Annotated in this window: 23 protein-coding genes; 11 read left to right on the top strand and 12 right to left on the bottom strand. The window is 65.9% G+C overall.

What is annotated here, in order from left to right:
- The first annotated feature begins 43 nt into the window (after nucleotides 1–43).
- From carA to NU688_RS05985, 5 genes are all read left to right on the top strand, one after another.
- Nucleotides 44–1,246 (top strand): glutamine-hydrolyzing carbamoyl-phosphate synthase small subunit, encoded by a 1,203-nt coding sequence (gene carA, locus NU688_RS05965; protein WP_257859597.1) that lies wholly within the window; start codon nucleotides 44–46, stop codon nucleotides 1,244–1,246.
- Nucleotides 1,239–4,487, top strand: coding sequence for a carbamoyl-phosphate synthase large subunit (gene carB / locus NU688_RS05970; protein WP_257859598.1), 3,249 nt, complete (start codon nucleotides 1,239–1,241; stop codon nucleotides 4,485–4,487). The genes carA and carB overlap by 8 nt, the downstream gene beginning before the upstream one ends.
- An 8-nt stretch (nucleotides 4,488–4,495) precedes the next feature.
- Entirely contained in the window at nucleotides 4,496–5,365 is an 870-nt protein-coding gene (locus tag NU688_RS05975; RefSeq protein ID WP_257859599.1) for a Kdo hydroxylase family protein, read from the top strand.
- 64 nt (nucleotides 5,366–5,429) lie between these two features.
- A complete protein-coding gene (greA, locus tag NU688_RS05980; protein ID WP_257859600.1) occupies nucleotides 5,430–5,906 on the top strand; it encodes a transcription elongation factor GreA in 477 nt (158 codons plus the stop codon).
- A gap of 11 nt (nucleotides 5,907–5,917) precedes the next feature.
- Nucleotides 5,918–6,334 (top strand): DUF4149 domain-containing protein, encoded by a 417-nt coding sequence (locus tag NU688_RS05985; protein WP_257859601.1) that lies wholly within the window; start codon nucleotides 5,918–5,920, stop codon nucleotides 6,332–6,334.
- A 49-nt stretch (nucleotides 6,335–6,383) separates the two neighbouring features.
- Here the strand turns inward: NU688_RS05985 and NU688_RS05990 are convergent, their stop codons facing one another.
- Both NU688_RS05990 and NU688_RS05995 read right to left on the bottom strand, forming a co-directional pair.
- On the bottom strand, nucleotides 6,384–7,124 hold the full coding sequence (locus NU688_RS05990) for a glycosyltransferase (RefSeq protein ID WP_257859602.1): 741 nt from the start codon (nucleotides 7,122–7,124) through the stop codon (nucleotides 6,384–6,386).
- Between the two features lie 148 nt (nucleotides 7,125–7,272).
- Nucleotides 7,273–7,752: a YhbY family RNA-binding protein gene (locus NU688_RS05995; protein ID WP_257859604.1), complete on the bottom strand. Its 480-nt coding sequence runs from the start codon at nucleotides 7,750–7,752 to the stop codon at nucleotides 7,273–7,275.
- Nucleotides 7,753–7,784: 32 nt separating this feature from the next.
- Here NU688_RS05995 and NU688_RS06000 point away from each other — a divergent pair, with 32 nt between their 5' ends.
- The 5 genes from NU688_RS06000 to NU688_RS06020 all read left to right on the top strand — a co-directional run bounded on the left by NU688_RS06000 (nucleotide 7,785) and on the right by NU688_RS06020 (nucleotide 13,296).
- Entirely contained in the window at nucleotides 7,785–8,453 is a 669-nt protein-coding gene (locus NU688_RS06000; RefSeq protein ID WP_257859605.1) for an RlmE family RNA methyltransferase, read from the top strand.
- Between the two features lie 167 nt (nucleotides 8,454–8,620).
- Nucleotides 8,621–10,537 (top strand): ATP-dependent zinc metalloprotease FtsH, encoded by a 1,917-nt coding sequence (ftsH, locus tag NU688_RS06005; RefSeq protein ID WP_257859606.1) that lies wholly within the window; start codon nucleotides 8,621–8,623, stop codon nucleotides 10,535–10,537.
- A 115-nt stretch (nucleotides 10,538–10,652) separates the two neighbouring features.
- The gene (folP, locus tag NU688_RS06010) at nucleotides 10,653–11,483 is read left to right on the top strand and encodes a dihydropteroate synthase (RefSeq protein ID WP_257860528.1); all 831 of its coding nucleotides are present in this window, start codon (nucleotides 10,653–10,655) and stop codon (nucleotides 11,481–11,483) included.
- Nucleotides 11,480–12,817 carry a phosphoglucosamine mutase gene (gene glmM / locus NU688_RS06015; RefSeq protein ID WP_257859607.1) on the top strand — a complete coding sequence of 446 codons (1,338 nt, stop codon included), beginning with the start codon at nucleotides 11,480–11,482 and terminating at the stop codon, nucleotides 12,815–12,817. The genes folP and glmM overlap by 4 nt, the downstream gene beginning before the upstream one ends.
- Nucleotides 12,814–13,296 (top strand): GNAT family N-acetyltransferase, encoded by a 483-nt coding sequence (locus NU688_RS06020; RefSeq protein WP_257859608.1) that lies wholly within the window; start codon nucleotides 12,814–12,816, stop codon nucleotides 13,294–13,296. The genes glmM and NU688_RS06020 overlap by 4 nt, the downstream gene beginning before the upstream one ends.
- Nucleotides 13,297–13,377: 81 nt before the next feature.
- Here NU688_RS06020 and NU688_RS06025 read toward each other — a convergent pair whose 3' ends face one another.
- The 9 genes from NU688_RS06025 to lexA all read right to left on the bottom strand — a co-directional run bounded on the left by NU688_RS06025 (nucleotide 13,378) and on the right by lexA (nucleotide 22,572).
- Nucleotides 13,378–14,649: an acyl-CoA dehydrogenase family protein gene (locus NU688_RS06025; protein ID WP_257859609.1), complete on the bottom strand. Its 1,272-nt coding sequence runs from the start codon at nucleotides 14,647–14,649 to the stop codon at nucleotides 13,378–13,380.
- Between the two features lie 38 nt (nucleotides 14,650–14,687).
- Nucleotides 14,688–15,794 carry a phosphotransferase gene (locus NU688_RS06030; protein ID WP_257859610.1) on the bottom strand — a complete coding sequence of 369 codons (1,107 nt, stop codon included), beginning with the start codon at nucleotides 15,792–15,794 and terminating at the stop codon, nucleotides 14,688–14,690.
- Nucleotide 15,795: 1 nt separating this feature from the next.
- Nucleotides 15,796–16,515: a Crp/Fnr family transcriptional regulator gene (locus NU688_RS06035; protein WP_257859611.1), complete on the bottom strand. Its 720-nt coding sequence runs from the start codon at nucleotides 16,513–16,515 to the stop codon at nucleotides 15,796–15,798.
- A 61-nt stretch (nucleotides 16,516–16,576) separates the two neighbouring features.
- The gene (locus tag NU688_RS06040; protein WP_257859612.1) at nucleotides 16,577–17,356 is read right to left on the bottom strand and encodes an oxepin-CoA hydrolase, alternative type; all 780 of its coding nucleotides are present in this window, start codon (nucleotides 17,354–17,356) and stop codon (nucleotides 16,577–16,579) included.
- 39 nt (nucleotides 17,357–17,395) lie between these two features.
- A complete protein-coding gene (locus tag NU688_RS06045) occupies nucleotides 17,396–18,916 on the bottom strand; it encodes a 3-hydroxyacyl-CoA dehydrogenase (RefSeq protein WP_257859614.1) in 1,521 nt (506 codons plus the stop codon).
- A gap of 143 nt (nucleotides 18,917–19,059) precedes the next feature.
- Nucleotides 19,060–20,217 carry an MFS transporter gene (locus NU688_RS06050; protein ID WP_257859615.1) on the bottom strand — a complete coding sequence of 386 codons (1,158 nt, stop codon included), beginning with the start codon at nucleotides 20,215–20,217 and terminating at the stop codon, nucleotides 19,060–19,062.
- 60 nt (nucleotides 20,218–20,277) lie between these two features.
- The gene (locus tag NU688_RS06055) at nucleotides 20,278–21,285 is read right to left on the bottom strand and encodes a D-2-hydroxyacid dehydrogenase family protein (RefSeq protein WP_257859616.1); all 1,008 of its coding nucleotides are present in this window, start codon (nucleotides 21,283–21,285) and stop codon (nucleotides 20,278–20,280) included.
- 99 nt (nucleotides 21,286–21,384) lie between these two features.
- Complete coding sequence (locus NU688_RS06060; protein ID WP_257859617.1) at nucleotides 21,385–21,750, bottom strand: hypothetical protein; 366 nt, start codon at nucleotides 21,748–21,750, stop codon at nucleotides 21,385–21,387.
- 138 nt (nucleotides 21,751–21,888) lie between these two features.
- Nucleotides 21,889–22,572 carry a transcriptional repressor LexA gene (lexA, locus tag NU688_RS06065; protein ID WP_013541704.1) on the bottom strand — a complete coding sequence of 228 codons (684 nt, stop codon included), beginning with the start codon at nucleotides 22,570–22,572 and terminating at the stop codon, nucleotides 21,889–21,891.
- A gap of 73 nt (nucleotides 22,573–22,645) precedes the next feature.
- On the opposite strand from lexA, the gene NU688_RS06070 reads away from it, so the two are divergent.
- Nucleotides 22,646–23,608 (top strand): asparaginase, encoded by a 963-nt coding sequence (locus NU688_RS06070; RefSeq protein WP_257859620.1) that lies wholly within the window; start codon nucleotides 22,646–22,648, stop codon nucleotides 23,606–23,608.
- Between the two features lie 26 nt (nucleotides 23,609–23,634).
- On the opposite strand, the gene adk is transcribed toward NU688_RS06070, so the two are convergent.
- Nucleotides 23,635–24,291, bottom strand: coding sequence for an adenylate kinase (adk, locus tag NU688_RS06075; RefSeq protein ID WP_257859621.1), 657 nt, complete (start codon nucleotides 24,289–24,291; stop codon nucleotides 23,635–23,637).
- Nucleotides 24,292–24,402: the final 111 nt, after the last annotated feature.

The raw sequence follows: 24,402 nt of genomic DNA on the forward strand, positions 1-24,402 counted from the left end.
CGCGCCTGGGGCTCCGGGCGACCGTAACCATCCGGAGAACCCAGTGCTTTTGTCTCTCAAGGGAAATTTCCCGCCCGCCATCCTGGCGCTCGCAGACGGCACGGTCTTTCAAGGCAATTCGATCGGAGCCGCCGGCTCCACGACCGGTGAAGTGGTGTTCAACACCGCCATGACCGGTTACCAGGAAATCCTCACCGACCCGAGCTACTGCCAGCAGATCGTGACCCTCACGTATCCGCACATCGGCAACTACGGCGTCAACGGGGAAGACATCGAAGCCGACAAGATCCATGCTGCGGGCCTGATCATCAAGGACCTGCCCCTCGTCGCCTCCAACTTCCGCCAGACCGCCACGCTGAGCGAGTACCTCGTGGCCGGCAAGACGGTCGCCATCGCGAACATCGACACCCGCAAGCTCACGCGGCACCTCCGCACCCACGGCGCGCAGAACGGCTGCATCCTGGGCCTGGCCGAAGGCGAAGCCGTGACACAGGCGCTGATCGACAAGGCCATCGCCGCCGCCAAGGCCGCGCCGAGCATGGCCGGCCTGGACCTCGCCAAGGTGGTGTCGGTCACCGAGACCTACGAGTGGACCGAAACCGAGTGGAAGCTCGGCGCGGGCTATGGCGTGCAGATCACGCCCAAGTTCCACGTGGTCGCCTTCGATTACGGCGTCAAGAAGAACATCCTGCGCATGATCGCCCAGCGCGGCGCGCGCATCACCGTGGTGCCGGCACAGACGCCCGCGGCCGACGTGCTCAAGCTCAAACCCGACGGCATCTTCCTGGCCAACGGACCCGGCGACCCGGAGCCTTGCGACTACGCCATCAGCGCCGTCAAGGAACTGATCGAGACCGGCATTCCCACCTTCGGCATTTGCCTCGGCCACCAGATCATGGCGCTGGCCTCGGGCGCCAAGACCTTCAAGATGAAGTTCGGCCACCATGGCGCGAACCATCCGGTGAAGGACCTCGACAACGGCCGCGTGAGCATCACCAGCCAGAACCACGGCTTCGCGGTCGACGAGAAGTCGCTGCCGGCCAATCTGCGTCCCACCCACATCAGCCTGTTCGACAACACGCTGCAGGGGCTGGCGCGCACCGACAAGCCCGCGTTCTGCTTCCAGGGTCACCCGGAAGCCTCGCCGGGCCCCCACGACATCGGCTATCTGTTCGATCGCTTCACGGCACTCATGGAAAAGAACAAGACAGAAAAGACGGAACAGACGGAGAGCAAGAATGCCTAAGCGCACAGACCTCAAATCGATCCTCATCATCGGCGCCGGCCCGATCATCATCGGCCAGGCCTGCGAGTTCGACTACTCCGGCGTGCAGGCCTGCAAGGCGCTGCGCGAAGAGGGCTACAAGGTCATCCTGATCAACAGCAACCCCGCGACGATCATGACCGACCCGGCCACCGCCGACGTCACCTACATCGAGCCCATCACCTGGCAGACGGTGGAGAAGATCATCGCCAAGGAGCGCCCCGACGCGATCCTGCCGACCATGGGTGGCCAGACCGCACTGAACTGCGCGTTGGACCTCTGGCGCAACGGCGTGCTCGACAAGTACATGGGCGCAGCCACCGGCAAGCCCGTCGAACTGGTCGGCGCCACGCCCGAAGCCATCGACAAGGCCGAAGACCGCCTGAAGTTCAAGGACGCGATGACCAAGATCGGTCTCGGTTCGGCCCGCTCGGGCATCGCCCACACGATGGACGAAGCCTGGGCCGTGCAGAAGACGCTCGGCTTCCCGACCGTCATCCGCCCCAGCTTCACGCTCGGCGGCACCGGCGGCGGCATTGCCTACAACCCCGATGAATTCGAGACGATCTGCAAGCGCGGCATCGAAGCCTCGCCCACCAACGAGCTGCTGATTGAAGAGTCGCTGCTCGGCTGGAAAGAGTACGAGATGGAAGTCGTGCGCGACAAGGCCGACAACTGCATCATCGTCTGCTCGATCGAAAACCTCGACCCGATGGGCGTGCATACCGGCGACTCGATCACCGTGGCGCCCGCGCAGACGCTGAGCGACAAGGAATACCAGATCCTGCGCAACGCCTCGCTGGCCGTGCTGCGCGAGATCGGCGTGGACACCGGTGGCTCGAACGTGCAGTTCTCCATCAACCCGAAGGACGGCCGCATGGTCGTCATCGAGATGAACCCGCGCGTCTCGCGTTCCTCGGCGCTGGCCTCCAAGGCCACGGGCTTTCCGATCGCCAAGGTCGCGGCCAAGCTGGCCGTGGGCTACACGCTCGACGAGCTGCGCAACGAAATCACCGGCGGCGCCACGCCCGCGTCGTTCGAACCGTCGATCGACTACGTGGTCACCAAGATCCCGCGCTTCGCGTTCGAGAAGTTCCCGCAGGCCGACTCGCGCCTGACGACGCAGATGAAGTCGGTGGGCGAGGTGATGGCCATGGGCCGCACCTTCCAGGAATCGTTCCAGAAGGCCCTGCGCGGCCTCGAAGTGGGCGTCGACGGCCTGAACGAGAAGACGCAGGACCGCGAAGTGCTCGAGAAGGAACTGGGCGAGCCCGGTCCCGAGCGCATCTGGTACGTGGGCGATGCCTTCGCCATGGGCCTGAGCGTCGATGAAGTGTTCGCGCTGACCAAGATCGATCCGTGGTTCCTGGTGCAGATCGAGGAGATCGTGAAGATCGAACTCGAACTGGAAACGAAGTCGCTGGACGACATCGACAAGGACACGCTGCTCGCGCTCAAGAAGAAAGGCTTCTCCGACCGGCGCCTGGCCAAGCAGCTCAAGACCACCGACACGGCCATCCGCGAAAAGCGCCGCGCCCTGGGCGTGCGCCCGGTCTACAAGCGCGTGGACACCTGCGCGGCCGAGTTCGCGACCAACACGGCGTACATGTACTCGACCTATGAAGACGAGTGCGAAGCCGATCCGACGGACAAAAAGAAGATCATGGTGCTCGGCGGCGGTCCCAACCGCATCGGTCAGGGCATCGAGTTCGACTACTGCTGCGTGCACGCCGCACTCGCGATGCGCGAGGACGGCTACGAGACCATCATGGTCAACTGCAATCCCGAGACCGTGTCCACCGACTACGACACCTCCGACCGCCTGTACTTCGAGCCGCTCACGCTCGAAGACGTGCTGGAGATCGTCGACAAGGAAAAGCCGCTCGGCGTGATCGTGCAGTACGGCGGCCAGACGCCGTTGAAGCTTGCGCTCGACCTCGAAGCGAATGGCGTGCCGATCATCGGCACCTCGCCCGACATGATCGATGCAGCCGAAGATCGCGAGCGCTTCCAGAAGCTGCTGCACGAGCTGGGCCTGCGCCAGCCGCCGAACGCTACGGCGCGCACCGAACCCGAAGCGCTCGAAAAGGCTGCGGCACTCGGTTATCCGCTGGTGGTGCGCCCGAGCTACGTGCTCGGCGGCCGCGCGATGGAAATCGTGCACGAGCAGCGCGACCTCGAGCGCTACATGCGCGAAGCGGTCAAGGTGAGCAACGACTCGCCGGTGCTGCTCGACCGCTTCCTGAACGACGCCGTCGAGTGCGACGTCGACTGCATCCGCGACGCCGAAGGCGGCACGTTGATCGGTGGCGTGATGGAGCACATCGAGCAAGCCGGCGTGCACTCGGGCGACTCCGCCTGCTCGCTGCCGCCCTACAGCCTGAGCGCCGAAACGATCGCTGAGCTCAAGCGCCAGAGTGCCGCTATGGCGGCCGCGCTGAACGTGGTGGGCCTCATGAACGTGCAGTTCGCGATCCAGCAGAAGGAAGGCAAGGACGTCATCTACGTGCTCGAAGTGAACCCGCGTGCCTCGCGCACCGTGCCTTACGTGAGTAAAGCCACCGGCATCCAGCTCGCCAAGGTGGCTGCACGCTGCATGGCGGGCCAGTCACTCGCGTCGCAGGGCGTGACGAAGGAAGTGACGCCGCCGTACTTCAGCGTGAAGGAGGCCGTGTTCCCGTTCGTCAAGTTCCCGGGCGTGGACACCATCCTCGGCCCCGAGATGAAGTCGACCGGCGAGGTGATGGGCGTGGGCAAGACCTTCGGCGAAGCCTTCGTGAAGTCGCAGATCGGTGCGGGCACCCACCTGCCGAAGTCGGGCAAGGTCTTCATCTCGGTGAAGAACAACGACAAGGCGCGTGCCGTGGAAGTGGCGCGCGGTCTGGCCAAGCTGGGCTTCGAGCTGATCGCGACCAAGGGCACGGCCGCCGCCATCGCCACCGCGGGCATCGAATGCGCGACGGTGAACAAGGTGACCGAAGGCCGCCCGCACATCGTGGACATGATCAAGAACAACGAGATTGCCTTGGTCATCAACACGGTGGAAGAGCGCCGCAACGCCATCACCGATTCGCGGCAGATCCGCACCTCGGCGCTGCTGGCTCGCGTGACGACCTTCACCACGATCTTCGGCGCCGAAGCCGCGGTCGAGGGCATGGGCTTCATGGACGAGCTGGGCGTGATCTCGGTGCAGGAGATGCACGCGCAACTCGCCGCAGCCTGAGCGTCGCCATGAAAACGCAGCTCGTCGAATTGGATCTGGCCGACTGGAATGCGGCCACGCCCAACGAGGCGTGGATCGCGGAGCTGGAGGCGGGCAAGGTGCTGTACTTCCCGCGCCTGGGCTTCGAGCTGCTGCCCGAAGAGCGCAGCCTGCTCACGCCCAGCCTGCTGTCGCCCGACGTGCGCAACATCAGCCTCGACGCCAACGGCAAGCTCAAGGGCGCCGTCGGCGACGAGGCGGTGCAGCGCACGGCGGCCGCGATGGTGGGGCGGTTTCGCGCGCAGGCGCAGCAGCTGATCCACGGCCTGCTGCCGCACTACACGCCGGCCCTGCGGTTGGCACCCACGAGCTACCGGCCGGCGCAGGTCGAGACGCGCGTGCAGTCGTGGCGCGCGGACGATCGCCGGCTGCACGTGGACTCGTTCCCCTCGCGGCCGAACTATGGCGAGCGCATCCTGCGGGTGTTCACCAACGTCAATCCCGAAGGCGCGCCGCGCGTCTGGCGCGTGGGCGAGCCCTTCGAGGACATCGCCAAGCGCTTCCTGCCACGGGCCAAACCGTATGTGCGCTGGCAGGCCAGGCTGCTGCAGGCGCTGCACGTGACCAAGTCCTTCCGCAGCGAATACGACCACCTGATGCTTCAGCTGCACGACGGCATGAAGTCAGACATGGCGTACCAGGAAACCTCGCCGCAGGAGAAGGCCGAGTTCCCGCCGGGTTCGGTGTGGGTGTGCTTTTCCGACCAGACCTCGCACGCCGTCATGGCGGGCCAGTACATGCTCGAACAGACCCTTCATCTGGCCGCTTCGAAGCAATACAATCCCGACTCGAGCCCGCTCGCCATCCTGAGCCGGCTGACCGGACGCAATCTCGTCTGATCTGTCCCCCCAATCGACCGCCGAACGGCATCGTTCGGCGGTTTCGCTTTATGGAGAACCAAACATGGCCACCATTCCAATCACCAAGCGCGGTGCCGCAAAGCTGCGCGCCGAGCTGCACCAGCTCAAGACCGTGGACCGCCCCTGGGTCATCAACGCGATCTCAGAAGCCCGCGCGCAGGGCGACCTGAGCGAGAACGCCGAGTACGAAGTCGCCAAGGACCGCCAGGGCTTCATCGAAGGTCGCATCCAGGAGGTCGAGGGCAAGCTCTCGGCTGCGCAGATCATCGATCCGACCGAGCTCGACGCCGGCGGCAAGATCGTGTTCGGCTCGACCGTGGAACTCGAGGAAGAAGAGTCCGGCGAAGCCGTCAAGTACCAGATCGTGGGCGAGGACGAGGCCGACCTGAAGCTGGGCCTCATCAACATCTCCAGCCCGATTGCCCGCGCGCTGATCGGCAAGGAAGAGGGCGACACCGCCGAAGTGCAGGCCCCGGGCGGCCTGAAGCGCTACGAGATCGTGGCCGTCCGCTACCTCTGATCGATTCTTCGATGAAAGACCGCCTCGCCCTGTTGCTCGCCGCCTTCTGGTGGGGCAGCCTCACGACGATCGGCTTCCTGGTGGTGCCGATGCTGTTCGCCAAGCTCGGCAATCCGGCTGTTGCGGGCAATTTCGCCGGCCAGCTGTTCGAGGCGCAGAGCTGGGTCGCCATTGGGTGCGGCCTGATCCTGCTGATTCATTTTCGGAGCAAGGCCGACGAGCGCATGGACGCGGCCACGATGACCTCCATCGGCCTGGTCCTTGGTGCGTTGTTGCTGGCACTGCTCCAGCAGTACGCAGTGGCGCCTCGCATCCTGGCGCGGGACAACCTCAAGCTGTGGCACGCCCTTGGCAGCGGCATGTATGTCGTGCAATGGGTGTGCACCTTGGTACTGCTCTGGCGCATGGGCGCTCGGCCCGGTCGTTGACCAGCCGCCGATAAAGCGGCGATGGCGGCTTTCGCCGCCATCTACACACTCACTCTTTCCAGAACTTCGCGACCCAGTTCGCGGGCCGGATATAGCGGAAGGCGCGATTGCGCCGTCCCGCCAGCGCATCGGGCGGATTGCACTCGCCATGGAAGATCATGATGCGTGCGCCTTCGGGAACGAATGGCTCTTCCCAGTAGTTGGTCGGCCAGGTCGGAATGCCGTGGTACTTGAAGCTAGGGCACCAGGCTTCGGGCCAGTAGGAAAGCTTGCCTTGCTTGTGCAGGAAGTCCGACAGGTAGGCCTGCTCGTTGCGGTGTTCGGCCTGCACCTTGTCCATGTTGGCGCGGAAATGCGCCAGCACGTCGGCATGGGCGCCCAGCTCGAAGCGGTAGACCGATGAATTCCCGGTGATCCTCTCGCGCCGCCAGGGGCGGGCGTAGTCGTGAATGATCAGGAACTCGCCGGGCTGCTCGAAGAAGGCGTCCAGGCTGCCCACGACGACCACATCGACGTCCAGGAAGAGGGCGGTGCCGCGCAGGCCGTGCAGGTCCTGCTCGAAGGTCGTGAGCTTCTTCCAGGCGCCGTCGCGCTGGCCGGGGGCCAGTTGCAGGTTCAGCGGCGGGATCGGCAGGCAGGTCACCTCGGGGCGGATGCCGGCACCGTCATCGGTCAGGCAGACGAACTTGAAGTCGCCGCTCAGGTTGCGGCGCACCATCGCATAGAGGCGGTTGACGTATTCGGGGCCGTATTTCGTGCCCCATTTCATGCAGAGGATATGGCGAGTCATCGGTTCTCCCCCAGGCTGCGCGCACTTCGTGTCGCTACGCCAACTCCCTCACCGGGGGCAACACCAGCGGCCCGGCGAAGCCGGTTCCGCGGTGTTCGCACGTGAAGACGAAGCATCAAAGCCAGGACTGTGGTTGTGCTGAGCACCCTCAGTCCGACTGGTTGCGCTTCTTGGCCGACAACGGCCGCTTGGCCTTGGCGCGCTTGATGGTGCCGCCGGGGGTGAGGCGCTGGTTGCCGAGCACGCGCAGGGTCTTGATCTCGGGGCGCTGGCCGCCGCGCTTGCTGTACTTCAGGACCTTGACGTCGCGCGGACCGGGCATGCGGTCTTCATCGACCACTTTTTCCTTTTCGGGGATCGGGCGCCAGAGCACCAGCAGCTTGCCGATGTGCTGGATGGGGGCGGCGTCGAGCTCGTTGGCAAGCTCCTGCAGCATGGCATCGCGGGCGAGGCGGTCGTCGGAGAAGACGCGGACCTTGATCAGGCCATGGGCCTTGAGCGCCGCGTCGGCTTCCTTTTTCACGGCAGGGGTAAGCCCGTCTCCACCGACCATGACGATCGGATCCAGGTGGTGAGCTTCGGCGCGGTGCACCTTGCGCTCGGCAGGGGTAAGTTGAATGGCGGGCATCCCCGTATTATCGAGGGTAGATAAGCACCCCAATGAGCACCAAAGCAAAAAGCAAAAAAGTCAACAAAGCCTGGCTTCACGATCACATCAATGATCCGTACGTGAAATTGGCCACGCGAGAGGGGTATCGCGCACGCGCTGCCTACAAGCTCAAGGAGATCGACGAGTCGCTGGGGCTGGTCAAACCGGGCCAGTTGGTGGTCGACTTGGGCTCCACGCCCGGGGCCTGGAGCCAGTACCTGCGGCGGCGCATGTCGCCCGAGGGCGCCGCGGTCGGCACGCTGAACGGCACCATCATCGCGCTCGACATGCTGGCCATGGAGCCCATCGAGGGCGTCACCTTCCTCCAGGGGGACTTCCGTGAGGCAGAGCTGCTGGAGCAGGTGCTGGGCGTGCTGGCGGGCCGGAAGGCTGACCTGGTGGTCTCGGACATGGCGCCCAACATTTCGGGCATCCATTCGGCCGACGGGGCCCGCATTGCGCACCTGATCGAGCTGGCAGTCGACTTCGCCCAGCACCACCTGAAGCCCGAAGGGGCGCTGGTTGCCAAGCTTTTCCATGGGGGCGGCTATGACGAATCGGTCAAGCTGTTCAAGGCCAGTTTTCGTACCGTCAAGCCGTTCAAGCCCAAGGCTTCGCGCGATAAATCGGCCGAGACCTTCCTGGTCGGGATGGGTTTGAAGGCCCTGGATACGCCTTGATACCTTGCCGCCACGGGTCGTCAGGGGGCGCAAACCCTTGTCAGGCTATGGCTGCTTTAGGGAAATGCCCGTTTTTCGCAGCTTGAAAAGCCTAAAATGGGGCGCAATTGCGTACCCATAGCGCGTTTTTTCACATCCTCGTCACGCGCTTTCGACTGGAGCTTCGTTTGAACAATCAGTGGTTTTCCAAAGTTGCCGTATGGCTCGTCATTGCCATGGTGTTGTTCACTGTGTTCAAGCAGTTCGACACCCGCGGTGGCGTCGGCTCTGGAGCAGTCAGCTACTCCGAGTTTCTGGACCAGGTCCGGAGCAACCAGATCAAGAGCGCCGTCATTCCTGAAGGCGCGGGCGGCGGCGAAATCGTCGCTGTCACCAACGACGATCGCAAGATCCGCACGACCGCCACGGTCCTCGACCGCGGCCTCGTGGGCGACCTGATCGACCACAACGTCAAGTTCGACGTCAAGCCGCGTGAAGAGGGCTCGCTCCTCATGACGCTGCTGGTGAGCTGGGGCCCGATGCTTCTCCTGATCGGCGTCTGGATCTACTTCATGCGACAGATGCAGGGCGGCGGCAAGGGCGGGGCGTTCAGCTTCGGCAAGAGCAAGGCCCGCATGATGGACGAGAACAACAACACGGTGACCTTCGCCGACGTCGCAGGCTGCGACGAGGCCAAGGAAGAGGTTCGTGAAGTCGTCGACTTCCTCAAAGACCCGCAGCGCTTCCAGAAACTCGGCGGCCGCATTCCGCGCGGTCTGCTGCTGGTCGGCCCTCCCGGCACCGGCAAGACCCTCCTGGCCAAGTCGATCGCCGGCGAAGCCAAGGTTCCTTTCTTCTCGATCTCAGGCTCCGACTTCGTTGAAATGTTCGTCGGCGTGGGCGCTGCCCGTGTCCGCGACATGTTCGAGAACGCCAAGAAGAACGCACCCTGCATCATCTTCATCGACGAAATCGATGCGGTGGGCCGCCAGCGCGGTGCCGGTCTCGGCGGCGGCAACGACGAGCGCGAGCAGACCCTGAACCAGATGCTGGTCGAGATGGACGGCTTTGAAACCAACCTCGGCGTGATCGTGGTGGCTGCCACCAACCGCCCGGACATCCTGGACGCCGCGCTGCTGCGCCCCGGCCGTTTCGACCGCCAGGTCTACGTCACGCTGCCCGACATCCGCGGCCGTGAGCAGATCCTCGGCGTGCACATGCGCAAGGTCCCGTTGGGCCAGGACGTGAACCCGAGCGTGATCGCCCGCGGCACGCCCGGCATGTCCGGTGCCGACCTGGCCAACCTCTGCAACGAAGCCGCCCTGATGGCCGCTCGCCGCAATGCGCGCGTCGTCGAGATGCAGGACTTCGAGAAGGCCAAGGACAAGATCTTCATGGGCCCTGAGCGCAAGAGCATGGTCATGCCCGAGGAAGAGCGCCGCAACACGGCCTACCACGAGTCTGGCCACGCCCTCATCGGCAAGCTGCTGCCCAAGTGCGACCCGGTCCACAAGGTCACGATCATTCCGCGTGGCCGCGCCCTGGGCGTGACCATGAGCCTGCCGGCGCAGGACCGCTACAGCTACGACCGCGAATACATGCTGAACCAGATCAGCATGCTGTTCGGTGGCCGCATTGCCGAGGAAGTGTTCATGCACCAGATGACCACCGGCGCCAGCAACGACTTCGAGCGTGCCACCTCCATTGCCCGCGACATGGTCACGCGCTACGGCATGACCGATGCGCTGGGCCCGATGGTCTACGCCGAGAACGAAGGCGAAGTGTTCCTCGGCCGCTCGGTCACCAAGACCACGAACATGAGCGAACAGACCATGGAAAAGGTCGACGGCGAAGTGCGCCGCATCATCGATGAGCAGTACGCCCTGGCGCGTGGCCTGATCGAAGCGAACAGCGACAAGATGCATGCGATGGCGAAGGCACTGCTCGAATGGGAAACCATCGATTCCGAGCAGCTCGACGACATCATGGCCGGCCGCGCACCGCGTCCGCCCAAGGACTGGACGCCGCGCACCCCTCCTTCGGGCAGCGGTGGCAGTGGCGGCACGCCGGCCGTCAATACCGACCCGGCGCCGACCGCCGCTTGAGGTGGGCTTGAAATCAAGCAACAACGGGGCCTCTGGCCCCGTTTTTCATGGTGAGCTGGGCGGCGCGGTCTGGCAGACCTCGCGCTTCAGGATCGACCTCGCGCAACCGCGCGTGATGGGCATCGTCAACGTCACACCCGACTCTTTCTCCGATGGCGGCGCACACGCCTCCACCGAGGCCGCGCTGCGTCATTGCGAGCAGTTGCTGAAGGAGGGCGCGGACATCCTCGACATCGGCGGTGAATCCACCCGCCCGGGCAGCCCGGCCGTGCCGCTCGATGCCGAGCTGGCGCGCGTGCTGCCGGTGGTGCGCGAGGCGGCGAAGCTGAACGTGCCGCTCTCCATCGACACCTACAAGCCCGAGGTCATGCGCGCGGTGCTCGACCTGGGCGCGGATATCGTCAACGACATCTGGGCGCTGCGCCAGCCGGGCGCGCGCGAGGCCGTGGCGGCGCATCCGTCGTGCGGCATCTGCCTGATGCACATGCACCGCGATCCGCAGACCATGCAGGCCGTGCCCATGCACGGCGACGTGGTCCCCGAGGTGATGGCGTTCTGGGCTGCGCAGTTGGCGCAGCTTCACGCGCTGCAGATCGATTCGTCCCGCATCACGCTCGACCCGGGCGTTGGCTTCGGGAAAACCGTGGTACAGAATTTCGCCCTCTTGGGCCGGCAGCGCGAACTGCTCGTTGCCGGCTATCCGCTGTTGCTGGGCTGGTCGCGCAAGTCGTCGATCGGCGCCGTCACGGGCATCGAAGCGGCGGGCGAGCGCATCGTGCCCAGCGTCGCAGCCGCCGTGCTGGCCGTGGACCGTGGCGCCGCCGTGGTGCGCGTGCACGATGTGCGCGACACGGTAGCTGCTCTCGCCGTGTGGCGCGCGATGAAAGCGACGGCACCGCAAGCACAAGCACAACCACAACAAACAAAAGAGGAACCCACAGCATGACCCGCAAATACTTCGGCACCGACGGCATCCGCGGCACGGTCGGCCAATCGCCCATCACGCCCGATTTCGTGCTGCGCCTCGCGCACGCCGTGGGCCGCGTGCTCAAGAAAACCGAATCCCGCCCCCGCGTGCTGATCGGCAAGGACACCCGCATTTCCGGCTACATGCTCGAATCGGCGCTCGAATCGGGCTTCAATTCCGCTGGTGTCGACGTGGTGCTGCTGGGCCCGCTGCCCACGCCCGGTGTGGCGTATCTCACGCGCGCCCAGCGCGCCAGCCTCGGTGTGGTGATCAGCGCGAGCCACAACGCCTTTCCCGACAACGGCATCAAGTTCTTCAGCGCGCAGGGCACCAAGCTCGATGATGCATGGGAGCTGGCCGTCGAAGCCGCGCTGGAAGAAGCGCCGGTCTGGGTGGATTCCGTCAACCTCGGCAAGGCCCGCCGCCTTGACGATGCGTCTGGCCGCTACATCGAGTTCTGCAAAAGCACTTTCTCGAATGACCTGACGCTGAGGAACATGAAGCTCGTGGTCGATGCCGCGCACGGCGCGGCCTACCAGGTGGCACCTAACGTGTTCCACGAGCTGGGCGCCGAAGTCAGCAGCATCGGCTGCGCACCCGACGGGCTCAACATCAACAAGGGCTTTGGCGCCACGCATCCCGAGGCGCTGGTCGCCGCGGTGACGGCACAGAAGGCCGACTACGGCATCGCGCTCGACGGCGATGCCGACCGCCTGCAGCTGGTCGATGCCAGCGGGCGACTGTTCAACGGCGACGAACTGCTCTACCTGATGGTGGCGGAGCGCATTGCGCGCGGCGAGAAGCCGGTGGGCGTGGTCGGCACGCTGATGACCAACAAGGCGGTGGAAGTCGCGCTGCGCGGGCAGGGCGTCGAGTTCGTGCGCGCCAAGGTGGGCGACCGCTACGTGCTCGAAGAGCTCGACAAGCGCGGCTGGTTGCTCGGCGGTGAGGGCTCGGGCCACCTGCTGGCGCTCGACCGCCACACCACCGGCGATGGCATCGTGAGCGCACTGCAGGTGCTGCAGGCGTGCGTCCGCAGCGGCAAGACGGTGGCGCAGCTGCTCGAAGGCGTCACGCTGTTCCCGCAGACGCTGATCAACGTGCGCCTCGCACCCGACCAGAACTGGAAGGACAACAAGGCGCTGGCCAGCGAAACGCAGCGCATCGAGGCCGAATTGGGCGACGGAGGCCGCGTGCTGATCCGCGCGAGCGGCACCGAGCCGCTGGTTCGCGTGATGGTCGAGGCGCGGGATGCAAAGCAATCCAGGTCGTGCGCAGAACGCCTCGCAGCGACGCTGGAGCCGGCGCGGTGAGCATTGAAACCCTGATCGCGGACTACCGCGATGTCGCACAGGCCGCGGCCTTGGTCGACTTGCTCGACACCTATGCCCGCGATCCGGCCGGTGGCGGCACGCCGCTCGATGCTGCCGTGCGCGAAGGCTTGCCCGCGGCGCTGGCGGCGCGTCCGCAGGCCTTCAGCGTGCTGGCCTTCGATGGCGACACGCCGGTGGGCCTGATCAATTGCATCGAAGGTTTCTCGACCTTCGCCTGCAAGCCGCTGGTCAACGTGCACGACGTGGTCGTGCTGCCGAGCCACCGCGGCCAACGCGTCGCGCAGCAGATGTTCGCGCGGGTCGAAGAAGAGGCGCGCAAGCGGGGTGCCTGCAAGCTCACGCTCGAAGTGCTTTCGGGCAACGCATCGGCGCTGCGCTCCTATGAGCGCGAGGGATTCGCCGGCTACCAGCTCGACCCGGCTTTCGGCCAAGCGGTCTTCTTGCAGAAGAAGCTCTGAAAAAGAAAAGGGCCGGGGCGAATTGGTCGCCGTCGGCCCTCACCCCAACCCTCTCCCCGAGGGGAGAGGGAGCAAGACGAATCAGAAGCGCGTGACGGGCGCCTCGGCTTCGGTCTTGTTGGGCGCGTACTTGCCCAGCTCCCACTTCGCGATCGCATTGCGGTGCACCTCGTCCGGGCCGTCGGCAAAGCGCAGCGTGCGCGCACCGGCATAGGCGTAGGCGAGCGGGAAGTCGTCGCACATGCCGCCGCCGCCGTGGACCTGCATGGCCCAGTCGATCACCTGGCAGGCCATGCTGGGCGCGACCACCTTGATCATCGCGATCTCGTTCTTGGCGACCTTGTTGCCGGCCACGTCCATCAGCCAGGCCGCCTTCAGCGTGAGCAGGCGGGCCATGTCGATCTTGCAGCGCGCTTCGGCGATGCGTTCCTGCGTCACGGTCTGCGAGGCGACGGTCTTGCCGAAGGCGACGCGCGAGGAGGCGCGCTTGCACATCAGCTCGAGCGCGCGCTCGGCCAGGCCGATCAGGCGCATGCAGTGGTGGATGCGTCCCGGGCCAAGGCGGCCTTGAGCAATTTCGAAGCCGCGGCCTTCGCCGAGCAGGATGTTGTCGACAGGCACGCGCACGTTCTCGAAGTACATCTCGACGTGGCCATGCGGCGCGTCGTCGTAACCCATCACGTTGAGCGGACGCACGATGCGGATGCCCTTGGCATCGGCCGGAACGATCACCATGCTCTGCTGCGAATGGCGCGGCGCGTCCGGATCGCTCTTGCCCATCGTGATGAAGACAGCGCAGCGCGGATCGGCGGCGCCCGAGATCCACCACTTGTGGCCGTTGATCACGTACTCGTCGCCCTGGCGTTCGATGCGGGTCGAGATGTTGGTGGCATCGCTCGATGCCACATCGGGCTCGGTCATCGCGAAGGCCGAGCGGATCTGGCCTTCGAGCAGCGGCTTGAGCCAGCGTGCTTTGATGGCTTCGGAGCCATAGCGGGCGATGGTTTCCATGTTGCCGGTGTCCGGCGCGGAGCAGTTGAAGGCTTCCGATGCCCATGGCACGTGGCCCATGATTTCGGCCAGCGGCGCGTATTCCTGGTTGGTGAGGCCCGCACCGTCGTAGCCCGAGGCGGCGGCGCTATCGACCGGCAGAAACAGGTTCCACAGGCCCTGGGCCTTGGCCTTTTCCTTGACCTTCTCGACGGTCTTCAACGCGGTCCAGCGCTTGCCGGCGGCCGTGTTGGCGGCCAGCTCGGCGGAATACTCGGCTTCGGCCGGGTAGATGTGCGCATCCATGAAGTCGCTGACGCGCTTCTGCAGTTCCTTGGTCTTGGCCGAATATTCGAAATCCATGCTGTCTCCTGGTGGGGGTTGTCGGGAGGAGGGCCTGGTTACGCCTTTTGGGCGAATTGCCAGGCCATCTCGGCCATCGGTCTCGCGCCGCGCGCTGACGCCACGGCTTGCTCGCTCGATGCGGTACCGGCCTCGACCCGCTTCGCAATGCCCTGCAGGATCGCAGCCATGCGGAACAGGTTGTAGGCCTGATAGAAATTCCAGTCGGGCGCCAGCGCCTCGGGCGTACTGATGCGCGTGCGCTCGCAGTACCGGCGGATGTATTCGCTCTCGGTGGGGATGCCCAGCGCCGCGACATCCACGCCGCCGATGCCGCGACCGGTGGAGGGCGGCATGTGCCAGGACATGCAGTGATAGCTGAAGTCCGCCAGCGGATGGCCCAGCGTGGAAAGCTCCCAGTCGAGCACCGCGATGATCCGCGGCTCGGTGACGTGGAACATCACGTTGTCCAGGCGGTAGTCGCCATGGACGATCGAGACCTTGCTCTCGTCGCGCGCACTTGCCGGCATGTGGGTGGGGAACCAGTCGATCAGGCGTTCCATGGCCTCGATCGGCTGCGACAGTTCGCCGGTGCCATCGGCCGAGGCCTTGTACTGCTTGCTCCAGCGGCCGATCTGGCGCTCGAAGTAATTGCCGGGCTTGCCGTAGTCGGCCAGGCCTCGGGCGGCGAAGTCCACTGTGTGCAGCGCCGCGATGACGCGGTTCATCTCGTCGTAGTACGCCGCGCGTTCGGCGTTGCTGAAGCCGGGCAGCGATTGGTCCCAGAGCACCCGGCCCTGCATGAACTCCATCACGTAGAAGGCACGGCCGATGACGGACTCGTCCTCGCACAGGCAGTGCATGCGCGGCACGGGCACGTCGGTGCCCTGCAGGCCGCTCATGACCTTGAACTCGCGCTCCACCGCATGGGCGGAAGGCAACAGCTTGGCGACCGGGCCAGGCTTGGCGCGCATCACGTAGCTTTGCGACGGCGTGATGAGCTTGTAGGTCGGGTTCGACTGCCCGCCCTTGAACATCTCCACCGTCAGCGGACCCTTGAAGCCCTCGAGGTTCTTCTCGAGCCAGGTGGCGAGCACCTCGATGTCGAAGGCGTGCTGCTGCGAAACCGCGCGGGTGCCGACGAAGTTGGAGAAGTCCTGGCTCATGTCAGATATCCGCTTCCGAGATGCGCCGCAAGGCCGCACGGTCCAGAACCACCAGGCCACCCGGCTCGATCCGGATGCTGCCCTCGCGTTCCATGGTCTTGAGTTCCTGGTTGACGCGCTGGCGCGAGGCGCCGAGCAGTTGCGCCAGTTCTTCCTGCGCCAGTTGCAGGCCGATGCGCATCTGGCTGCCGTCGTCCAGGTTGGGCACACCGTAGCTGCGCACCAAATGGATCAGCTGCTTGGCGAGCCGCGCGCGCAAGGGCAGGGTGTTGAGGTCTTCCACCAGCCCGAACAGCGTGCGGATGCGCCGTGCCTGCAGCCGCATCAGCGCTTCGTACAGCTCCACATGCGAGGCGAGGATCTTCTGGAAGTCGGCCCGCGCCACGCAGAGGATGGTGCTGTCCCCATGCGCATAGGCGTCGTGCGTGCGCCGGTCCCCGTCGAACATCGCCACGTCGCCGAACCAGATGCCCGGCTCCACGTAGGTCAGCGTCACCTGCTTGCCCGAGACGGCCGTCGAGCTGACCCGCACCGCGCCCTTGGCGCAGGCAATCCAGTGTTCGGGAGGGTCGCCGCGTGCGGCGATCAGGTCGCCGTCTTTGTAGCGTTTGACGAAAGCGCATCGGAGGATGTCGTGCCGTAGCGATGGAGATAGGGAAGAAAACCAGCGACCACTGTTGATCGCTTCACGTTCTTCGATGGTAAGAATGGGGTCGTCCATTGGTCTGTCCTCTCGGCGACTGAAAAGCTGGGGGGTGTCACGGGAGCGACGCCAGAAGGCGCTACTCGTACTGCGGCGGTTTCTTCTCGAGGAACGCGGCGATGCCGATGCCCGCGTTCGCATGGTGCAGGTTGCGCACGAAGTGATCGCGCTCCTGCGAGAGCTGCGCGGCCAGCGTGGCGCCGCGTGCTTCGCTCAGCAGTTCCTTGATGCTGGCCAGCGAGTTGGGTGCGCGGGCGTTGAGCTTCTTCGCCAACGACAGGGCGCCTGCGAGGGCCTGCCCGTTCTCGGTGAGTTCGTTCACAAGGCCGGCCGCATGCAGGCGCGGTGCGGCGATGCGTTCGCCGTTCATGAGCCATTCGCTGGCGAGCTGGCGCGGCAGTTGCTGCCCCAGATGCCAGCTCAGGCCGCCGTCGGGCGACAGCGCCACGTTGCTGTACGAGGCCGCGAACACCGCGTCGCGCGCCGCCACCACAAAGTCGCAGGCCAGGGCCAGCGAAAAGCCCGCGCCGGCCGCGGCGCCTTCGACGGCCGCGATGATCGGCTTGGGAAAGGTGCGGATCGAATCGATCCAGTTGTGCAGGCCTTCGATGCTCTCGGCCTGCACCGAGCGGTCGAGCTCTCGGTTGGCGAGCAGGCGCTGCAGCGAGCCGCCGGCGCAGAACCATGCGCCTTCGCCCACGATGACGACGCTGCGGATTTCGGCGCTGCTCTCGGCGCCATTGAGCGCCTCGATGCCCGCGGCGTAGATCTCGGGGCCCAGCGCATTGCGCTGGGTGGGGTTGGCGATGGTCAGCACCATGGTGCTGCCTTCGCTGGTGCTCTTGAGTTCGGCGGTCATCGCTGTGTCGCGTTTCCAGTCGGTTGGTGGTTTGTTTATTTATTCTTCTTCGTGCAGGAGGCTCAGGCCCAGTGCGCCGCGGCGGCGCAGCCACGGGCTCGGGCGATAGCGTGGGTCGCCATAGACGGTCTGCAGGTTGAACAGCACCTCGAGCATGTTGGTCGGGCCGTAGAGGTTGCCCATCGCGAGCGGGCCGCGCGGATAGCCCAGGCCCAGCTGCACTGCCGTCTCCAGGTCGGCCGGCGTGCACACGCGTTGCTGGCACATGTCGGTGGCAATGTTGACGATGGTGCCGATCACGCGCTGCGTGACGAAGCCGCCGCTGTCGCGGATCACGCTCACCGCCTTGCCGTCGCGTGCGAAGAGGGCGTGCGCGGCGTCGCGGATGTCGCGGCGGGTGGCCGGGTTGGTGGCGAGCACGCGGCGCTTGGTGGCGGCGTCGTCGATCAGCATGTCGATGCCGACGGTGCGCGTGGCGTCCAGTCGCTCCACCGCCGCGACCGTGGTCACGTCGAAGCCCAGTGGGGCCACGAGGATCAGCGAATGCGGCGCAGCGGTGGCGCCGCTGTCGATCTGCGCGCCCAGCGTGTTGATCAGGCGCAGCAGCTCGGCACGACGGGCCGCGCGGGGCGACACCCAGACCGAGGGCGTGCCGTCGACCATGGGCGGCGCGGCTTCTGGCGTCTGCTGCATCACGCCGTCGGTGTAGCGGTAGAAGCCTTCGTTGGTCTTGCGGCCGAGTGCGCCGGCTGCCAGGCGCTGCGCGGTGATCACGCTCGGGCGGAAGCGCGGCTCCTCGAAGTACTGGTGGTAGATCGACTCCATCACCGGGTGCGACACGTCGAGCGCCGTCAGGTCCAGCAGCTCGAACGGGCCGAGGCGGAAACCGGCCTGGTCCTTCAGGATGCGGTCGATGGTCACGAAGTCGGTCACGCCTTCGCCGACGATGCGCAGCGCCTCGGTGCCGTAGCCGCGGCCCGCGTGGTTGACGATGAAGCCGGGCGTGTCCTGCGCCTGCACCGCGCTGTGCCCCATCTGCACCGCGTAGCCTGCAAGCTGCTTGCAGACCTCGGGCGCGGTCTTGAAGCCCGCCACCACCTCGACCACCTTCATCAGCGGCACGGGGTTGAAGAAGTGAAAGCCCGCAAAGCGCTCCGGATGCGCGAGCCCTGCCGCGATGGCCGTCACGGAGAGCGACGAGGTGTTGGTGACCAGCGTGGCCGTCGGGGCCACCACGGTCTCGATCTCGCGGAACAGCTTGCGCTTGACCTCGAGGTCTTCGATCACCGCCTCGATCACGAGGTCGCAGCCGGCCAGTGCCTGGATCGAGTCGACGGCCTGCACGCGTGCGATCTGCGCATCACGGGCTGCGGCATCGAGCTTGCCCTTTTCATGCAGCTTGTTCCATTGGGCGACGAGGGCTTCGCGTCCACGCTCGGCGGCACCTGCAAAGCTGTCGAGCAGCAGCACTTCGCTGCCGGCCTGTGCGGCGATCTGCGCGATCCCGCGACCCATGGCGCCGGCGCCGATGAGCCCGATCCTTTTGTAGTTCACTGTCATTTGATGGAGATTTTCGCTGGTTGAGTGGTATGAGGGCCTGACGCGCAGGTGCTGGCCGGAGAGCGACTGGCGAGCGTCGGCAGACTCCGATTTTGCAATCCCGCGCGGGCGATGCGTCCCGGGTCTTACGCGGGGCCGCGTTTTCAGGCCGGACGACGGCTGCGGTCGATGGTCACGCTCAGGCCGATGGCGACCAGCAGCAGCGCAAGGCCGACCCGGCTCATCCAGGGCGCGGCATCGTTCGCGAGCAGCCAGCCGCCGAGCGCCGCGCCGACGGCCTGGCCGATGTAGATACCCGAGCTGTTGAGCGCCACGGAGCCCGGTGCCAGCGCGGGTGCCAGGCCCACGAGCCGCGCCTGCTGCGCCGAATTGGTGGCAAAGCAGCCCAGGCCCCAGGGCACGATCACCACCGCCAGCCAGGCGAGCGTGCTCGCGAACGGCCACAAGAGCAGGCTCAGCGCGATCAACGAACTCGTCAGCAACACCATGCGGCCGGCGCCCACGCGGTCGATATAGCGGCTGACCACCATGTTGCCGATCAGCCCGAAGGCACCAAACAAGGCCCACATCAGGCTCAGCGTGTTGGCGTCTGCACCGAAGCTCTGCTTGAGGACGGGCCCGAAATAGCTGAACAGCACGAACTGCCCCGAGCCCTGCAGCGCCGTGACCGACACGATGCCCATCAGCACCGGGCTGCGCAGCACGCGCGACCACGCGGCGGCCGTGAGCGCGGCGGGCCGGATGCCGCTGGGCAGCGTGAGCCAGATCGAGGCGGCGCTCACGATGCTGAGCATCGCGATGGCCATGAAGGCCATGCGCCAGCCGAGGTGGCCGCCGATCAGCGTGCCGATGGGCAGGCCCAGCACCGAGGCCATCGACCAGCCGAGGAAGACGAAGGTGACGGCGCGCCCGCGGTGCTCCGGCGGCACCAGCATGCCGGCGCAGGCCGCGGCCTGCGGCGTGAAGATCGCCGGGGCAATCACCGTGAGCATGCGGACCGGCAGCAGGGCGGCGAAGCTCGGCATGAGCGCAGAGAGGGCGTGTCCGGCGGCGTACCAGAGGAGCGTGAGGGCCAGGAGCTGGCGACGGTCCCAGCCCGCGACCAAGGCTGCCAGGAGCGGTGCGCCGAGGCACATCACGATCGCGGCGGCGGTGATCAGCTGGCCCGCTGTCGCAGCGGTGACAGCAAGCGAGGCGCTGATCTCGTTGAGCGTGCCGGGCACCACCATCACGCCGGTGCCGATCACGAAATTGCCGGCCAGCAGCGCCCAGAGTGCGCCCTGGGGCGCAGGCCGGCTCATTGAGTGACCTTCGCCTTCGGCTGCGGTATTCGCCTTGGGGCGGCCCGGCGGCTCATGACCTCACCGGCGAACCTGCAGGGCGCCGGGATTCACGATGTTGGTGGGATTGCCCTTGATGAAGCTCACGACGTTGTCGAAAGCCTGGCCGAAATAGCTCTCGTAGCTGTCCTGCTCGACATAGCCAATGTGCGGCGTGCAGATGCAGTTCTCGAGGCGCAGCAGCGCATGGCCCTGCAGCGGCGGTTCGCTCTCGAACACGTCGATGGCGGCGAGGCCCGGGCGTCCGCGGTTGAGTGCGGCGAGCAGGGCATCGGCCTCGACCAGTTCGGCGCGGGACGTGTTCACGAAGAGCGCCGTCGGCTTCATGCGCGAGAGGTCTTCGAGCGTGACGAGGCCGTTGGTTTCTTCGTTGAGCCGCAGATGCACAGACAGCACGTCGGCCGCGGCGAAGAACTCGTGGCGGTTCTGCGCCACCTGGAAACCATCGGAGCGCGCCTTGGCGCAACTGGCCTCGCGACCCCAGATCACCACCTGCATGCCGAAGGCCTGTCCGTAGCGCGCGACCAGTTGCCCGATGCGGCCATAGCCCCAGATGCAGAGCGTCTTGCCCTTGAGCACCGAGCCGAGCCCGAAATTGGCCGGCATCGAGGCCGACTTGAGACCCGACTGCTGCCACGCGCCGTGCTTGAGGTTGCTGATGTACTGCGGCAGCCTGCGCATGGCCGCCATGATCAACGCCCAGGTGAGCTCGGCGGGCGCCTGCGGAGAGCCCGTGCCCTCGGCCACCGCCACGCCGCGCTCGGTGCAGGCATTGACGTCGATGTGGCCGCCGACGCGCCCGGTCTGCGAAATGAGCTTGAGCTTGGGCAGCTTCTCGATCAGCTGGCGCGAGATGTGGGTGCGCTCGCGAATCAGCACGATCACGTCGGCGTCCTTGAGGCGAACCGACAGTTGCCCGATGCCCTTGACCGTGTTGGTGTAGACCTTGGCCGCGTACGCGTCCAGCTTGGCGGCGCAGCGCAGCTTGCGCACGGCGTCCTGGTAATCGTCGAGGATCACAATGTTCATGGCGTGCCATTGTGCCTCGCAGCATTGGGATGTCGCGCCAGTGAACGTTTGGATACCCAGCCCGGGGCGCTTCTGGAGCGGCTCCCCGGGGGAAATGCCTCAATGCAGGCGTGCGGAACGCGGTGTCGAACCCATGGTTTCCGCCGCCTCGAGCGCGGCCAGCCGGTCGAGCTCCGCGCAGACATCGGCCATGCGGCCCGAGATCACCATGCGGCTGCGGTCCCGGCTTTTTCCGTCGATCACGCGAACCACGCGCAGCGGGCGTGCCGGTGCTGCGGCGGTCGCCGTTGGCGAAGGTGTGCCTGCGGTGCGCGTGGTGCAGGCGGGGCGCACAGCCACATAGCGCAGTCCGGCGGCGGTGTCGCTGCTGTCCCGGTGACGGGTGCGGCGAGCGGGCATGAGGCGGCTGGCAAGCGATTGCAGCGGCATCCAGAAATCAGCGATGGCGAGGAGGGCGATTCCCATGTGAACTCCAAAAAAGTCTGAGGTTGAACACAGGCAGGATTTCTTCAATCGGCCGCGACAGGGTGATGGCGACTTCGCGCCATACGCCCGCCACCTGTTGCGGCCGGATGGGTGCTGCTGCAAAGCAGGCCGCAAGGCCTACATCAGCATGGTGTTGCGGATGAGGCCGACCGCGAGGCCTTCGATTTCGAAGGGCTCGCCGGGCTGGACGATGATGGTCGGGTAGTCGGGGTTCTCGGCGTGCAGTTCGATCACCTGCTTGTTGCGCTTCAGGCGCTTGACGGTGACTTCGTCGCCCAGGCGCGCCACCACGATCTGGCCGTTGCGCGCTTCCTTGGTGGCCTGCACGGCGAGCAGGTCGCCGTCCATGATGCCGGCGTCGCGCATCGACATGCCGCGCACCTTGAGCAGGTAGTCGGGCTGACGCTGGAACAGCGTGTTCTCGACGTAATAGGTCTGGTCGACATGCTCTTGCGCCAGGATGGGCGAGCCGGCCGCGACACGACCGATGAGCGGCAGCGCCAGTTGCGCCATGCCGGGCAGCGACAGCGAGAACTGCCCGCCTTCGCGATGGCGCGTTTCATTGAGCGAACGCAGTGCATCGCCCTTGAGGCGGATGCCGCGCGAGGTGCCGCTGACGAGTTCGATCACACCCTTGCGCGCCAGCGCCTGCAGGTGCTCTTCGGCGGCGTTGGCCGACTTGAATCCCAGCTCGTTGGCGATTTCGGCGCGCGTGGGCGGCGCGCCAGTGCGCGCGATGGCGCTCTGGATCAAGTCGAGGATCTGCTGCTGGCGGGCGGTAAGCTTCACGGCGAACTGCATATGTGGTTCCTTGCGGCACTGGCTAGATATCCAGTACCTGTATTTTTAACCAGTTTTTGGAAGTTGACAAGTCATGGCCAATTCCCCGTTGCCCGAAGTGCGTCGCGTGGTGGTTCTGGGCACCGGCGGAACCATCGCCGGAAAGGCCTCCAGCAGCGGCGACAACATCGGCTACACCGCCGGGCAGGTGGACGTGGCGGACCTGCTGGGCGGCATCGAGGCGCCCGAGGGCATCGCGCTGCTGGCGGAGCAGGTGGCGCAGGTCGACAGCAAGGACATGGCCTTCGACATCTGGCAGAAGCTCGCGCAGCGCTGCGTGCACTGGCTGGCCGAGCCCGACGTGGCCGGCGTGGTGATCACCCACGGCACTGACACGCTCGAGGAGACGGCTTTCTTCCTTCACTCAGTGCTGGCGCCTGCCAAGCCCGTGGTGCTGACCTGCGCGATGCGCCCGGCAACGGCGCTTTCGCCGGATGGACCGCAGAACGTGCGGGACGCCATCGCGGTTGCTGCGACGGCGGGCGCGCAGGGCGTGATGGCGGTGTGTGCCGGCACGGTGCACAGCGCAGTGGATGTGCAGAAGGTGCACACGTATCGGCTCGATGCCTTCGCATCCGGCGATGCAGGACCGATCGGCTATGTGGAAGAGGGCGCGGTGCGGCGCGTGAAGGAGTGGCCGGTTGCGCCATCATCCCAAGCTTCGAAGGCGCTGAATGCGTCGGGGCCTTGGCCCCGGGTCGAGATCGTCATGAGCCATGCCGGCGCAAGCGGCGCAATCGTTGACGCGCTCCTTCGGGGGGGCGCGGAGGAGCCTGTCCGCGGGCTGGTCCTCGCCACCACCGGCAATGGCACCGTGCACCACGCGCTGGAAGCTGCAGCGCTCAAGGCGCAGGATGCCGGCATTGCGGTGCTGCGCGCGACGCGTTGCACCAGTGGCCGCATCCTGCCGAAGCCCGATGACCGGCTGCGTGACGCAGGCGCGCTCACGCCGGTAAGGGCGCGCATCGCGCTGATGCTGGAACTGCTGGGGAAATAGCCGCCCTGTCGAAGGGTGGCGGGGGATCAGCTGCTCAATGCCGCAAGAGCACGTTGCGTGATTTCGTCAACCGTACCGACGCCCTTGATCGCGCGGTACTTCGGCGCAGCGGCCGGATCGGCCTTGGCCCAGGCCGAGTAGTAGTCGACCAGCGGACGCGTCTGCTGGCTGTAGACGTCGAGCCGCTTGCCCACGGTTTCTTCCTTGTCGTCCTCGCGCTGGATCAGGTCTTCGCCGGTCACGTCGTCCTTGCCTTCGACCTTGGGCGGATTGAACTTGACGTGATACGTGCGGCCCGATGCCGGGTGCGAGCGGCGGCCGCTCATGCGTTCGATGATGTCGCCGAAGGGCACGTCGATCTCGAGCACGTAGTCGAGCTTGACGGCCGCGGCCTTCATGGCATCGGCCTGTGGAATGGTGCGCGGGAAACCGTCGAACAGAAAACCTTCGGCGCAGTCGGGCTGGGCGATGCGTTCTTTCACGAGGTTGATGATCAGGTCGTCGCTCACCAGTGCGCCCGCGTCCATGACGGCCTTGGCCTGCAGTCCGAGCGGGGTGCCTGCCTTGACGGCGGCGCGCAGCATGTCGCCGGTCGAGATTTGGGGGATGCCGTATTTCTGGCAGATGAAGGCCGCTTGCGTGCCTTTGCCCGCCCCGGGCGCGCCCAGCAAAATTAGTCTCATGGTGTCCTCGGACGGTTCTTAGATTTTGTGTCACGCCAAGCGTCGGCCCGAGGGCTGGGCAAGGCGGATTTCACGTCGAGGATAGCATGCGCCCCCGTAGGGAATTCCCTC

Source organism: Variovorax sp. ZS18.2.2 (genome assembly GCF_024701975.1).
Taxonomy (GTDB): domain Bacteria; phylum Pseudomonadota; class Gammaproteobacteria; order Burkholderiales; family Burkholderiaceae_C; genus Variovorax.